General features: G+C 48.9%; 14 protein-coding genes and 2 pseudogenes. 5 read left to right on the top strand and 11 right to left on the bottom strand.

Annotation, left to right across the window (positions count from 1 at the left end; genetic code table 11):
- On the top strand, positions 1-1,008 hold the full coding sequence (locus tag ABDK09_00005; protein XAW87902.1) for a substrate-binding domain-containing protein: 1,008 nt from the start codon (positions 1-3) through the stop codon (positions 1,006-1,008).
- A gap of 4 nt (positions 1,009-1,012) precedes the next feature.
- On the opposite strand, the gene ABDK09_00010 is transcribed toward ABDK09_00005, so the two are convergent.
- Positions 1,013-1,225, bottom strand: a complete 213-nt coding sequence (locus ABDK09_00010) for a hypothetical protein (protein ID XAW87903.1) — start codon at positions 1,223-1,225, stop codon at positions 1,013-1,015.
- Positions 1,226-1,244: 19 nt separating this feature from the next.
- Entirely contained in the window at positions 1,245-1,916 is a 672-nt protein-coding gene (locus ABDK09_00015; protein ID XAW87904.1) for a LysR family transcriptional regulator, read from the bottom strand.
- A 108-nt stretch (positions 1,917-2,024) separates the two neighbouring features.
- Between ABDK09_00015 and xapA the strand changes: the two genes are divergently transcribed.
- Entirely contained in the window at positions 2,025-2,858 is an 834-nt protein-coding gene (gene xapA, locus ABDK09_00020; protein XAW87905.1) for a xanthosine phosphorylase, read from the top strand.
- Between the two features lie 115 nt (positions 2,859-2,973).
- On the opposite strand, the pseudogene glpQ reads toward xapA, so the two are convergent.
- The 3 genes and pseudogenes from glpQ to ABDK09_00035 all read right to left on the bottom strand — a co-directional run bounded on the left by glpQ (position 2,974) and on the right by ABDK09_00035 (position 6,310).
- Positions 2,974-4,036: pseudogene (glpQ, locus tag ABDK09_00025) on the bottom strand (glycerophosphodiester phosphodiesterase).
- A 148-nt stretch (positions 4,037-4,184) separates the two neighbouring features.
- Positions 4,185-5,556: pseudogene (glpT, locus tag ABDK09_00030) on the bottom strand (glycerol-3-phosphate transporter).
- Positions 5,557-5,965: 409 nt separating this feature from the next.
- Complete coding sequence (locus ABDK09_00035) at positions 5,966-6,310, bottom strand: DUF3316 domain-containing protein (GenBank protein ID XAW87906.1); 345 nt, start codon at positions 6,308-6,310, stop codon at positions 5,966-5,968.
- 320 nt (positions 6,311-6,630) lie between these two features.
- Here ABDK09_00035 and ABDK09_00040 point away from each other — a divergent pair, with 320 nt between their 5' ends.
- The 3 genes from ABDK09_00040 (at position 6,631) to ABDK09_00050 (ending at position 8,587) form a co-directional block, all read left to right on the top strand.
- Positions 6,631-6,846, top strand: coding sequence for a DUF3820 family protein (locus ABDK09_00040; GenBank protein XAW87907.1), 216 nt, complete (start codon positions 6,631-6,633; stop codon positions 6,844-6,846).
- A 39-nt stretch (positions 6,847-6,885) separates the two neighbouring features.
- A complete protein-coding gene (locus ABDK09_00045) occupies positions 6,886-7,131 on the top strand; it encodes a hypothetical protein (protein ID XAW87908.1) in 246 nt (81 codons plus the stop codon).
- 205 nt (positions 7,132-7,336) lie between these two features.
- Positions 7,337-8,587 carry a DEAD/DEAH box helicase gene (locus ABDK09_00050; protein ID XAW87909.1) on the top strand — a complete coding sequence of 417 codons (1,251 nt, stop codon included), beginning with the start codon at positions 7,337-7,339 and terminating at the stop codon, positions 8,585-8,587.
- 149 nt (positions 8,588-8,736) lie between these two features.
- On the opposite strand, the gene ABDK09_00055 is transcribed toward ABDK09_00050, so the two are convergent.
- The 6 genes from ABDK09_00055 to ABDK09_00080 form a co-directional block, all read right to left on the bottom strand.
- The gene (locus ABDK09_00055; protein ID XAW87910.1) at positions 8,737-9,150 is read right to left on the bottom strand and encodes a VF530 family DNA-binding protein; all 414 of its coding nucleotides are present in this window, start codon (positions 9,148-9,150) and stop codon (positions 8,737-8,739) included.
- Between the two features lie 245 nt (positions 9,151-9,395).
- Positions 9,396-9,707, bottom strand: coding sequence for a hypothetical protein (locus ABDK09_00060; GenBank protein ID XAW87911.1), 312 nt, complete (start codon positions 9,705-9,707; stop codon positions 9,396-9,398).
- A 58-nt stretch (positions 9,708-9,765) separates the two neighbouring features.
- Positions 9,766-10,863 (bottom strand): subtype B tannase, encoded by a 1,098-nt coding sequence (locus ABDK09_00065; protein XAW87912.1) that lies wholly within the window; start codon positions 10,861-10,863, stop codon positions 9,766-9,768.
- Between the two features lie 162 nt (positions 10,864-11,025).
- Positions 11,026-11,886 carry an NAD(P)-dependent oxidoreductase gene (locus ABDK09_00070; GenBank protein ID XAW87913.1) on the bottom strand — a complete coding sequence of 287 codons (861 nt, stop codon included), beginning with the start codon at positions 11,884-11,886 and terminating at the stop codon, positions 11,026-11,028.
- A gap of 130 nt (positions 11,887-12,016) precedes the next feature.
- Positions 12,017-12,409 carry a LysR substrate-binding domain-containing protein gene (locus tag ABDK09_00075; protein XAW87914.1) on the bottom strand — a complete coding sequence of 131 codons (393 nt, stop codon included), beginning with the start codon at positions 12,407-12,409 and terminating at the stop codon, positions 12,017-12,019.
- Positions 12,372-12,920 (bottom strand): LysR family transcriptional regulator, encoded by a 549-nt coding sequence (locus ABDK09_00080; GenBank protein XAW87915.1) that lies wholly within the window; start codon positions 12,918-12,920, stop codon positions 12,372-12,374. Before ABDK09_00080 ends, ABDK09_00075 begins: the two co-directional genes overlap by 38 nt.
- Positions 12,921-13,025: the final 105 nt, after the last annotated feature.

Consider the following 13,025-nt stretch of genomic DNA (forward strand, 5'->3'; position numbering starts at 1 on the left):
ATGGCAACCATGAAAGATATTGCGCGACTGGCCGGTGTTTCGACATCGACCGTCAGCCATGTCATCAATAAAACCCGCTTTGTCAGCGATGAGATTGCCGAGCGGGTTAACCGGGCAGCCCAAGAGCTCAATTATGCGCCGTCGGCGCTTGCCCGCAGCCTGAAAATGAACCGTACCAAAACTATAGGCATGCTGGTGACGACCTCGACCAACCCGTTTTTTGGCGAGGTGGTAAAAGGGGTGGAGCGCAGTTGTTATCATCAGGGATATAACCTGATTTTGTGTAATACCGAAGGTGATCCGGAGCGGATGCATGCCTCGATTAACACCTTGCTGCAAAAGCGGGTAGATGGCGTCATCCTGATGTGTCCGACCCTGATCGGGCAGCGTATCGACATGTTCGAACGTTACCCTGATATTCCGGTTGTGGTGATGGACTGGGGGCCAATGCTGTTTGCTGCGGATAAAATTCAGGACAACTCGTTTCAGGGCGGCTATATGGCGACCCGGCATTTGGTTGAGTGCGGCCACAAACAGATCGGTTGTATCACCGGGCCGCTGATTGGCCAGCAGGCGCAGCAGCGTTATGAAGGCTACAAACGTGCCGTGCTCGAAGCGGGGCTGATTATCAATCCGGACTGGATCGTAGAGTCTGACTTTGAGTGTGAAGGCGGCTATGCTGCGTTTAACACCATGCAGAAACGCGGACCGTTACCGAGTGCGATCTTCGTCTCGAACGACATGATGGCAATGGGTGTCATTAACGCCGCCAGCGAACATGGCGTGATGATACCGCAGGATGTCTCTCTGATTGGTTACGATGACATCCACATCGCAAAATTTATGACACCGCCTTTGACCACTATCCATCAGCCTAAGTACCGCTTAGGCAAAGCCGCGGTTGAAACCTTACTCGATAAACTCGCGCACCAGGATCGCACTCCTCAGGCCGTGCAGCTTGAGCCGGAGCTGGTGGTGCGCAGCAGTATTAAACAGTTAAACAGTTAAACAGTTAAAGCTTTAACGCCTGACTAAGCTCACTCAGAATGCGTCGGGTCAGCGGGTGAGACTGCGGTGCGGACAGGGCGCAGATATCGGCACTAATCGGCTCCTGGAGCGGCACAAACCGCACATGAGGCCAGCTCAGGTTGGCATAACTGGCGGGTACAATGGACAGCAAACCGCGAGTGGAAATCACGGCCAGCAGAGTATTAGGCTCAACCACTTGCTGCAATATCTTCAGATCAAACCCGGCACTCAGGCAGTGCTGGCGAATCCATTGGGTAGAGGCAGAGTTTCTCTTGTTTCAGCATGACAAATTCTTGCTGGCGCAGCTGCCTGAGGGTGAGAGTAGGTTGGTTAGCCAGCGAGTGACTGGCCGGGATGGAGACCACCATCTTTTCATCGTACAGGGTATCGCTATTGAGCGGGGCGGTATTAATACTGTCGGCATAGCGTACCAGGCCGATATCGAGCTGATGCTGGTGCAGCGCCTGCTTTTGCTTTTCCGGCGGCATCTCCAGTAGGTTAATCGTCACTTGCGGGTTGGCCTGTTGCAACTGGTGCAGTGCATCGCCGAAGCCAGCCCAGAAAATCGAGCTCATCAGGCCGATGTTAACGGTCTGCTTTTCCTGGCGGTTGGACTGCATTACCCGGCTGAGTGAACTTTCCAGCACATCAAAAATTCGTTCACACTCCTGCTGCAGTTGCTGGCCCGCCCGGGTCAGGGCCACATTGCGCGTGTCACGCTCAAATAACGTCACATCCAGGATGTTTTCCAGCTCTTTGATCTGTGCGCTGAGCGGAGATTTGGTGATATTGAGTTGTTGTGCCGCCTGACTGAACTGCTGGCACTGCGCGACCTGGTAGAAGTAACGTAACATTTTCAATGTGATACGGGGATCGAGTTCGGTCATAAGGCATCTAATTGTGCTGGTAAAGAGCATAATTGTGCCAAATTTTGAGATTTTGTCAGTACGGTTATTGGGATAAAGTGAACCAAACAACACAATGAGGTGATGATCATGTCCTGTGATCCGGTAAACCAAGCACTGGAAACCATATACGCGCACAAAGCAGACTTTAAACCACAAGCCGCCTTTATTCTCGGCTCAGGCCTGGGCGTGATCGCCGATGAGCTGGAAGATAAAGTGGTGATTCCTTACGAGCAACTGCCGGGCTTTCCGGTCAGTACCGTAGAAGGCCATTCCGGTGAACTGGTGATGGGGACGCTGTTTGGTATTGAAGTGGTGTGCATGAAAGGGCGTGGCCACTATTACGAACATCAGAGCATGAAAGTGATGACCAATCCGGTTCGCACCTTCAAGCGCTTGGGCTGTGAGTTTATGCTGGTGACTAACGCGGCGGGTTCACTGCGTCCGGAGCGTATTGATGTGGGTTCGCTGGTGGTGTTTAACGATCACATTAACACCATGCCGGAATCACCCATGACCGGACCCAATGATGACGCTTACGGCCCGAGATTCTTCAGCCTGGCGAATGCCTACGATAAGACGCTGCGTGAAGAAGCTCTGAAAGTAGCCCGGGATCAGAACATCCACCTCAATGAAGGCGTGTTTGTCTCTTACACCGGCCCGAACTTTGAAACTGCGGCCGAGATCCGCATGATGCAAATAATCGGCGGTGATGTGGTTGGTATGTCTGTGGTGCCGGAAGTGATTTCTGCCGCCCATTGCGGCCTGCCGGTACTGGCGGTGTGTGCGATTACCAACATGGCAGAGGGCCTGGGTGATGTTGAGCTGTCACATGAACAGACACTGCGCTGCGCCAAACTGGCGGAGAAAGATTTTATCCAGTTGATTAAATCCTTTATCCGCAACCATTTTGCTGTGGCCTGAGTTTATAACCGGTCAAGCGATGAAAAAGGGACGCGTATGCGTCCCTTTCTCTATCTATATCCCTTTCTCTATCTATGTGGTGCCCCTTTGGGGAAGAGGTTGCATAAACGCACAGCTACATGGAGTTGTGGTGTAAAAACGAGACCGCTTTGTCAGGAAAATCGGTGAATACCCCATCCACTTTGACCTGATTGATAAACACATCAAGCATGTCATTAAAGTCGGTCGCGTAAGGCGCAATGCGGCCCGGATCTGCGCGGAAAGTGTAAGGATGCACCACCAGGCCCGCTTGTTTGGCGTATTTCATCAGTGGTTTAATCATCAGATGATCACGGGTTGATTTCTCATCAACCAGCATAGGTTTCCAGGGGCCGATGCCATCGGCATACTGCGCGACTTTCTCCATTCCGTCTGCGGCAAACATCCAGTTATAGTCGTACGGCTTGGCTTGCCCGTTTCTGATAAACCATGGTTTCGTTCCAGTCGGTATAGGCCATGAGCTGAACCAGGTTGAGATCCATGTTCATTTGCGGCAGTAATTCATCATTGATGCGTTTCAGCTCGTTGGCATCAAAGCATTGCAGATAGATTTTGTCGTCCTTACTGTCATAGCCGTATTGCTTAAGCGTCGTTAACACCGCTTTAGAAATATCTTTGCCCTCGTGGCGATGAAACCAGGGCGCTTTGATTTCAGGGTAAATACCAATGTCATACCCCAGGCTCTTGTTAAGGCCCTGAATCAGCTCAATCTCTTCGGCCAGCGTCGGCACACGGAAATCAGACTGCCACATCGGAAAGCGCTGCGGGAATCCGGCGATTTTATTGCCGTCCTCATCCAGCTTGAACCCTTCAGTAACACGCAGGCTTTTGATTTCGGCGAGGGTAAAGTCGATGGCGTAATAGCGCCCATCGCTGCGGGCGCGGTCTGGGAAGCGTTCGGCAACATCGGTGACCCGGTCAAGATAGTGATCGTGCAGTACGACAAGTTGATCGTCTTTGGTCATGACGACATCTTGTTCGATGTAATCCGGCTTCATCGCGTAAGCCATCGCTTTGGCCGCTAAGGTATGCTCCGGCAGGTATCCGGATGCGCCGCGGTGGGCAATGACCAGAGGGTTGGCAAACGCAGCGCTGCTGCAAGCCAAGGCAAGCAGAGACAAACTGATGGTTTTAAACATAAATAAATTCCTGTAACTCAATCAATGTCACGTGACCGGTTGTTGAATAACGGGTCCGTTGAGGAGAGTACTCCAACATAAGCAGGTTGAAAGATAATGACACTCCGCTGAGGATGCGCAGAGTGTCACATCAATTCGTGTTGCCGGATTAACCCGTTACGTGCTCAGCCTGCCGGGCCTGTTTGGCTTTATGATGCGCATGCTCGCCAACCAGCGCATAAATTAAGCATACGATAGCTGCGATACACGAGCCGACCAGAATGGTGAATCCGCCGTCCCAGCCGAAATGATCCACGGTATAACCAAGGATCGCATTGGCTGCCACTGCGCCGCCGAGATAACCAAACAAACCCGTCAGGCCAGCGGCAGTGCCGGCTGCTTTCTTTGGTGCCAGTTCCAGTGCATACAGACCGATGAGCATCACCGGACCATAAATTAAGAAGCCAATGGCGATCAGGGCTGCCATGTCCACCGCCGGATGGCCGGCCGGGTTAAACCAGTACACCAGCACGGCTGCCAGGACCAGGATCATAAACAGAATACCCGCTGGTGCGCGGCGACCTTTAAACACCTTATCGGAAATCCAGCCACACAGCAGGGTGCCGGGAATGCCGGCCCACTCATATAAGAAATAGGCCCAGGAAGATTTATCCACCGAGAAATCTTTTGCTTCTTTGAGGTATACCGGTGCCCAGTCCAGAAACGCCATAACGAATCAGGTAAACAAAGGCGTTGGCAATCGCGATAGACCACAGCAACTTATTGGCAAACACGTACTTAAAGAAGATCTCTTTGGCGCTCATCTCCTTTTCGTGTGACGTATCGTAATCGTCCGGATAATCATTTTTATATTCTTCAATCGGCGGTAAGCCGCACGATTGCGGAGTATCGCGCAGGGTGAACCAGATAAAGACCGCGACCAGAGTGGCAAAGAAAGCGGGAACATAAAAAGCAGTGCGCCAGTCGTCATTAAACAGCCACAGGCCGAGCAGGAAAATAGGGCCGATTAAGCCGCCACCGACGTTATGGGCAACGTTCCAGACGGATACGGTCTCTCCGCGCTCTTTGCGTGACCACCAGTGCACCATGGTGCGTCCGCAGGCCGGCCATCCCATACCCTGGAACCAGCCATTAAGAAACAGCAGAACAAACATGGCGCTGATACTGCCGGTTGCCCAAGGCATGAAACCGAAGCAGAACATCACTAACGCTGAACAGAGTAGCCCGGCACTGAGAAAGTAGCGGGGGTTGGACCGGTCAGACACACTGCCCATTAAAAATTTAGACAACCCATAAGCGATGGAGACCGCGGCGAGTGCGACACCGAGGTCGCCACGGCTGAAGCCCTGCTCAATCAGATACGGCATGGCCAGGCTGAAGTTTTTACGCACCAGGTAGTAGCCGGCATAACCGACGAAAATACCAATAAAAAGTTGCCAGCGTAAGCGTGTATACGTGCTGTTGATTTTGCTGTCAGGCAGCCGCTCGATATGAGCATCGGGTTTGAATAATCCAAACATTGTGACCTCGTTCATGCGATGGTAATGGTAAAAGTTCGAACGCTAAAAATGTTTCGTTCGAAAGAGGTCGGATTGTTGTTCGAATATTGTTACATTTCTGTGATAAAGGTTTGATATGAATTTATTTGGACATAAAAACAAATAGGAGAGTTACAAAGTTGTTGAATAGCTTCCAACTTTCTCTGTTAGCTGTGGTGATTTATCCGCCATGTTCGTTTCCGAAGGTTTTTGTGGCTGCTTCGCTAAGGGTATGAGTTTTCACCACGGTTACAAGTTTTCACCAAGGGTATGAGTTTTCGTCAAAGGCATAAGATCAGGCCGGACACAGGTTTGTTTTCGCATAAATAAAAAACAGAGGGTAAAGTTCCCCTTTACCCTCTGCTCGCAGACGTTTCTGACAACGGTGAGATTAGCTCTGACCTTCACGCACCGTGTATTGGTAGTCGACATCAACCAGTGCACGGTATTGAACATGGCCATCTTTGGGCGCAAATGGTTCCACTTTGACTTCTGCATCGGTCACTTTCAAACTTTCTGTTGCAATCTGGGCGTCAAAGATATTCAGTTCCTGCGCCAGTTCGTCGCCCGGCAGCTGATTGAGGTGATCGACCATTTGAAAGCCAGCGTCATACGCCAACTGTTGCGACTGATACGCACCAGTGGCGATGGTGGTTTCTTTCTCTGCCGTACTTATCGCTGCGAAAGCGCCAGCGCTCAGGGACATAGTAGTTAAGATCACAAGTGCTTTCTTCATAACTTTTCTCCTCATCTCAGTGCGACGTGCACCATGACATACTAGCCAGGACCATATGCGCTTTTGTTAATATCAGGTCAGCTTAAGTCAGGTTTATGATAGTGTTTTGTGAGTAAATTTTATACACATGCGATTGCGCATGGATTTGCTGACAGTGTGAATTTACTGACCAAATCCTTGAGCTTTTCTGCTCAGTGACTGACATGGTGAAGCTCGCAAGCCGGGTAAAGTATCCTTGATATTAAAAGCAGGGTAGACTTCAGGTTTGACTAAGCTTACGCGATGATAATGCGTTGATATCGAAGTAAGGCACGTAACTTATGCTGGAAAAAGAAAACCTGATTAAACTGGCCCGAATGCCAATGCCATTTGGCAAATACGCTGGCCGTGCACTCATCGACCTGCCGGAAGAGTACCTGCTGTGGTTCGATAAAAAGGGCTGGCCAAGCGGTGAACTCGGTGATTTGCTCAAACTGTGCCTGGCACTGAAAATTGAAGGACTGGACAGCGTAGTGAAACCGTTGAAGCGAATGTAACCTGCCACAAACTCCCTATTTTTAATGAAAAGACTGATTATGAAATTTGATATCGATGCACTGAAACACCACCAATTGATCGAAGATGGCAAACTAGAAGGATGTTACATTCATCAGCCTGCACAGGGCAGTCAGCAAGATGACCAAGCTGTTCAGGCAGAACGCCAGGCGTTGGAAAAGATGGGGTATAAGGTCATGCAGGTTCAAGCTAAAGGTGGGGTAACGACCTTTGCCGAGGCGATGCAAAAGCTTGCCAAGCAGACGGGTCACCAGCCCAAGGAGTAAGTGAGCAGTCACCACTGCCAGCATCATTGATGTTTGATCAGGAGGGGGATGAAAGAATATCAGGTAAAGGAAGCCCCTGAGCCCATTGCTCTGCTCCCAACCGCTCTGCTGCAAACCTGGCCAGTTTGGCGCATTATCGCTAACACCCCGCTGCCAAATAGCATAAGATACACGGCCTTTACCCAGTACTGAGCCACACATCGTAATGACAGACAAAACACAGCCAACGACATTTGCCGATCTTGGCCTGATTCCAACCTTAGTCGAGCGACTAGCAGCGTTAGAATATAGCCAACCAACCCCTATTCAATCTCGTGCCATCCCTCATGTGCTTGATGGCCGGGATATGGTCGGCGGGGCCAATACAGGATCAGGTAAAACGGCCGCTTTCTCGCTGCCCATTTTGCAGAAAATTCTTCAGCAAGGGGAATCCAATGATCGTCGTGGCAACTTCGTTTCTCATCTGATTCTGGTTCCGACTCGTGAACTGGCCTCGCAGGTGGCTTACAGCGTTAAATCCTACTCATATCATCTGAGAGATAAAATCAAAACGGTTGCCGTATTTGGTGGTGTATCGGTGAACCCGCAAATGCTGGCCCTGCGCGGTGGCTGTGACATCATTGTTGCTACGCCGGGGCGGCTGCTTGATCTGGTATCAAGTAACGCGATTAAGCTCGACCAGGTAAAAACGCTCGTGCTCGATGAAGCCGACCGTATGTTGAGCTTAGGATTTACCGAAGAACTCAATAAGATCCTTGCTTTACTGCCCGAGAAGAAACAGACACTGCTATTCTCTGCAACCTTCCCTGACAAAGTCACCACTTTGGCTCAGCATTTACTGAACGACCCTGTTGAAGTCCAGCTCCAGAGCGCAGAAGCCAGCACTTTGGTGCAGCGCGTGTTTAGTGTCAATAAAGGTGAGAAGACGGCGGTACTGGCACACCTCATCAAACAGCATCAATGGCGACAGACTTTAATCTTTGTGAACGCTAAGAATGCCTGTAACCACTTAGCGCAAAAACTGTCAAAACGCGGCATCACAGCGGAAGTTTTCCACGGTGACAAAGGGCAGGGCGCTCGTACCCGTGTGCTTGAGGGCTTTAAGTCGGGTGAAATTCAAGTCCTGATCGCTACCGATATCGCCGCGCGCGGTCTTGATATTGAAAAACTGCCCGTGGTGATTAACTTTGATCTTCCGCGTAGTCCTGCCGACTATATGCACCGAATCGGGCGCAGTGGCCGTGCGGGTGAAGTGGGCCTCGGTCTGTCTCTGATCGATTACGATGACTACCACCACTTTAAAGTGATAGAAAAGAAAAATAAGTTCCAGCTTGAACGCGAGCAGGTTAAGGGCTTTGAAGTCGAAGACGATCAAAGTGAAGCCTACTTTGCACCCATGAAACCACGGGCAAAGCCAGCCGGTACAGGTAAAAACAAGAAAACGCGTAATCAGTAGCAGATGTAAACTACAACTTGGTAGAATTTCGGACGTTGTTTGGCGGCGGTGAACCCGTTAGGTGAGTCGCTGTCGTTGGCCCGTTGAAACAGCAATAAAGCCCTGCTGGATCTGTCAGCAGGGCTTTATTGCTTTGCAAGCAAGCGGGACTAGCGACGTGGCGAACGTCCGCGAGCTGAGCGTTTCTTAAATGTAGATGCGGCTTTCGCTTGTGAGTTGAGAATGGATTCAACGGTGAGCGGCATCGGCTCTTTAGGTTCAAGACCATGAGGGAACGTACGTGCTCTCGGTGGTAAATTGTATTCTTCTTCGCTCGCGCGTGGCATGCGCTTAAAGCGATACAGGTAAAAGTTTTCTAACTTTTCTCGCGCCCAATCGGTTTTCTTTAAATACTTCACGCTACTTGCAATGGAAGGCTTGGTATTGAAGCAGTTAAAGCGCATGGCTGTATCGAGAATCTCCCAGCCATAAAAATCTACCAACTCTTGCAACATCGTCTCTAGCTTTAACCCGTGCAGCGGGTTGTTTTGTTGTAGTTCGATTCTCTCTTCGTCAGTCATCATTTCAGGGGCCTTGCTCATCAAAGGGCGGAGTTTAGCAAAGTATAGAGTACAGAGATATCGATAGTTAGGCCGCATCAGCATTGCACGCCTGATTGCTCAGCCTGGGTACTCGGCGTAACTTGTTTCTGCCCCTTTCCAAGCTAGCGCATTTATCCGTCAGACTTTACGGATAAGTATTTGACCTACTTTTTCTAATCAGTGTAGTGTCTAGTGTACCGGGGTCTTATCAGATAAAGACGTAAACTTTAGTTTTGACTGATACTATCAATCCAGCTAAACAGCTCATCCAGATTGTAGTCACCGCTATGAGGGCGATCCCAGGCAAGCTTATAATCGACATCGTAATCAGCATTTTCAAGTCGAGTCGCTAAGATAGCTGAAATGGCTAGCGAGGTGTCGCGGTCATTGGTACCGACACGAATTCTCCAGTGTGGCGCAATACCTTGCTGATCTGGTTGAATAAAACTCAGGGGATTCATCATAGAAACAACATCTTCCGGAGCCGTCGCCGAGTTATCTGTTGAGCTATGTTCGGAGGAATAAGCGGTAAAATGCATGGCATTGCTCGATGCATTACCAAATAGTTCATTCTCTCCTGCACTGAGATCTAACGCATCAAAGGCGGGAGGAAGTTTGGCGCGAATAGCGTAAGAGCGATATTTGTCGAAATCGACGTGCGTTACTTTTCCTTTGGTGATTGTTAGCCAGTTGAATGGGCTTAAATCTGTGTTGTTGTCCAAAGCTGACTGAGCCGAGTTTCTGAATGATAGAGATAACATACTGCTTGAAACTGCCATTACCATTATCATCCAGAGTCAATGGGTTACCATTTGAGTCATGCAGCTTCAATCCATTCAGGTAGCCTGGAAATTGCCTGGCCAGAGCGTCCGATAAGGCTTGCTGACCTTTGGTCAGTGTACCCTTGGTTTCTTGTCGTTGGATATGATAATCCAACATAGAAATATCCATTTTTTTATAATCGTTGTAGCCGTTGAACTGCCATTCATAGGCGGCATCGGCATGGTCAAGGTCGGTAATCGGACAGAATGCAGAGACGGCGTAAATCTTATCCGAAGCCGGAGCTGCTCCTAATTTGTCTAAATATCTGTCATAGATGTCTTGGTCGCCACTTGCGCCCAATAATGCAGATAGCGCACCGCCCGCACTGGTACCGTTAGATACGATTTTATTGGCATCCCCGGGGATATATTTATCGTTGTAATGCAGATAACGAACGGCGGCTTTTAAATCAACGATGGCGGCAGGGGCTTTCCCTGTGTACACACTCTGTGAATTTTGGCTGGTTCGTCCACGTGCGCCTGGTGACGCCACCACATAGCCGTGTTGGAGTGCAAGCAACAAAGCATTCGCTGAATGGGAATTCTCATCAGCCTCTGGGATCAGTGGTTTACTCGGCATATAACCACCAACACCGTTAGGTAAGAAGATTGGTGCGGTTTGTATGGTATAACCTGAAATAATTTGGTCTTTGAAGTAGCCTTTTGGAACATAAATATTGAGTGTCTGTAACTCACTATCTACTGGGTTTTTGACGTATGGAATGCCTTCGTAAGCACGAAATTCAACCGTTTGACCATTAACTTCGGTAGAGTTTTCAGTGTAGATATGCTGGTTAAATGTTAAATCACTTTGGGCACTGACAGAGAGAGAAACCGCGATAGCAGATAGTGTAACTAACGTATTTATTTTCATATAAATTCTTCTGTTTAAAGCAGGAGTAGTGTGAGTATGTGTTGGCTATACAGCTTAAAGAATAGTGTAGCTCTAAGGTCAGTTTTGCTGACCACTTTTGTCAGAGAAAGTTACAAGTTCAGGCAGAGCCAATGACACACCGGCTCTGCCTGAATGAGTTTTTTAAGATTGGTACAATTTGATAACTGCAGTCATGTTCTCATCACCAATCCCATCTTCTATCCCTTTTCTGAATACATCACGCACAGCTTCAATGACAGGCGTTGTGTGTCCGGTTGTTTCCAGAGTGTAAGAGAAATCTTTTTCTATCAGCTCAACGGGGAACATTGGAGCAAACATCTGGTTAAGCATCATTGTCGATATAGCGTTTGCCGAAGCACTCCACGGAGCGGTTGAAGATAGTGCTGAAATGATCTTTTCAACGTCCGCACCTTGTTGACGTTGTAAGGTTGAAATCAGCTCAGCTAACGTGGCGACTTGCATCCCCAAAAGCGTATTAGTACAAAGTTTTGCTAATGCACCATTGCCCACTTCGCCAGTGTAGTTAATGACAGAGCCCATGGTTTCCAGTAACGCTTTACTGTTTTCATAAGCTTCTTGCGTGCCGCCAACAAGATAGATCAATTGTCCGGATTCCGCTTGTGGTCTGGTGCCGGAAACTGGCGCTTCAATAAAGGGAATATTTCGCTCGGAAGCATGCTGATTGAGCTCTTTTACCCAGTTAACCGAGAGTGTTGAGCTGTCTATAGCGATTGCGCCTTTTTTCATGCTACTAAAAGCGCCGGTATCAGGATCCAGCCAAACTTCCTTGGATGCGTGGTCGTCACGAACCATTGCGATAACAAAGTCCGCATCCTGAGCGGCTTCACGTGGTGTTTGTGCAAACTTGGCACCGTTAATAACGAGTTCTTCCGCTTTGGAAGTGGTTCTGTTCCAAACAGTAACCTGATGGCCAGCTTTGAGAATGTTAGCGGCCATGCGAACGCCCATTGCACCTAAACCCAGAAAAGCAACGTTTTTCATATTTCAAATCTTGTCATGTTGGTAGAAGAGCGAGCAGTACTTATCGGGTTAAATCATGACCGATCGAATGTTATCACTCTAATCGTATTTTGTTATTGTCGTCATCAGTGAATCCAATATCTGGAGCCATTCAAATCTCATTACACGTCTTAACAATTGCATCTCGAATCCATCGATGTGCATCGCTGTCATGTGTTCTTTCATGCCACGCCATGATTTTGGTAAATCCGGGCACTTCAAACGGAAGATTTACTGTCGTGAGTCCCTGTACGTTCTTGATGAGACGTTTTGGTACGACGGCACACAGGTCGCTGGTTTTTAAAATGTCGACCAGTGATAAGAAGCTCGGGACGGATAGCACGACACGACGCTGTTTGCCCAGTGAGCGCAATACTTGATCTGTCATTCCCTCAAATGCACCGCCAACATAAGAGACAATCGCATGATCGATACTACAAAATTGCTCAAGTGTTAAAGTGTTATCTTCAAGCAGCGGGTGCCTGTCTCTGAGAAACGCAAACATAGGTCTCCTCAAATAAGGTTTTGGCTCGTAAATCCACAGGAGACGCTTCGGGCGTCGTTAATGCGAGGTCAATGATCCCGCGTTCCATCTGTTCGAAAAGTTCATGCTCATTAATCCAGCGAACCGAGACTTTGATGTTGGGTGCCTGGTCTCTTAATTTAAGCAAAAACGGCTCAACAATGGCACTCAGAGAATAATCCGTGGCCGCGATAGAGAGGGTGAGTTCAGCTGTCTGCGGCTCAAATAGGGTAGGTTCTAAAACCGCATCCAGTTCTCTAAGTAGTTTTTTTATTGGTCCCGATAGCTCTTGTGCACGAATGGTTGGCACAATGCCATGTTGACTGCGAATAAATAACTGATCGTCCAGGCTGTGTCGCAGGCGTGTCATCATGCCACTGACCGCCGGCTGGCTGACCGAGAGTTTTTCAGCCGCTCTGGAGACGTTTTTCTCATCCATCAGAGTGTCAAAGACGCGAAGAAGATTCAGATCAAGGTTTTTAATATTTGCCATAATCAGAGCTTATTGTTTTGTAACGTTATTTTTAATATAGAGCAAAAAAGCCGCTCTCAAGGACCTTGAGAGCGGCTTTCTGAATTTAGTGGAGCAAAGTCATTG

Source organism: Vibrio sp. CDRSL-10 TSBA, assembly GCA_039696685.1.
Taxonomy (GTDB): Bacteria; Pseudomonadota; Gammaproteobacteria; order Enterobacterales; family Vibrionaceae; genus Vibrio.

What these genes read in the sequence shown, in the direction of transcription:
- ABDK09_00005 (XAW87902.1), top strand. Translation starts at nt 1, where the DNA reads ATGGCAACCATGAAAGATATTGCGCGACTGGCCGGTGTTTCGACATCG.
- ABDK09_00015 (XAW87904.1), bottom strand. Translation starts at nt 1,916, where the DNA reads ATGACCGAACTCGATCCCCGTATCACATTGAAAATGTTACGTTACTTC.
- xapA (XAW87905.1), top strand. Translation starts at nt 2,025, where the DNA reads ATGTCCTGTGATCCGGTAAACCAAGCACTGGAAACCATATACGCGCAC.
- ABDK09_00035 (XAW87906.1), bottom strand. Translation starts at nt 6,310, where the DNA reads ATGAAGAAAGCACTTGTGATCTTAACTACTATGTCCCTGAGCGCTGGC.
- ABDK09_00040 (XAW87907.1), top strand. Translation starts at nt 6,631, where the DNA reads ATGCTGGAAAAAGAAAACCTGATTAAACTGGCCCGAATGCCAATGCCA.
- ABDK09_00045 (XAW87908.1), top strand. Translation starts at nt 6,886, where the DNA reads ATGAAATTTGATATCGATGCACTGAAACACCACCAATTGATCGAAGAT.
- ABDK09_00050 (XAW87909.1), top strand. Translation starts at nt 7,337, where the DNA reads ATGACAGACAAAACACAGCCAACGACATTTGCCGATCTTGGCCTGATT.
- ABDK09_00055 (XAW87910.1), bottom strand. Translation starts at nt 9,150, where the DNA reads ATGATGACTGACGAAGAGAGAATCGAACTACAACAAAACAACCCGCTG.
- ABDK09_00060 (XAW87911.1), bottom strand. Translation starts at nt 9,707, where the DNA reads ATGCATTTTACCGCTTATTCCTCCGAACATAGCTCAACAGATAACTCG.
- ABDK09_00065 (XAW87912.1), bottom strand. Translation starts at nt 10,863, where the DNA reads ATGAAAATAAATACGTTAGTTACACTATCTGCTATCGCGGTTTCTCTC.
- ABDK09_00070 (XAW87913.1), bottom strand. Translation starts at nt 11,886, where the DNA reads ATGAAAAACGTTGCTTTTCTGGGTTTAGGTGCAATGGGCGTTCGCATG.
- ABDK09_00075 (XAW87914.1), bottom strand. Translation starts at nt 12,409, where the DNA reads ATGTTTGCGTTTCTCAGAGACAGGCACCCGCTGCTTGAAGATAACACT.
- ABDK09_00080 (XAW87915.1), bottom strand. Translation starts at nt 12,920, where the DNA reads ATGGCAAATATTAAAAACCTTGATCTGAATCTTCTTCGCGTCTTTGAC.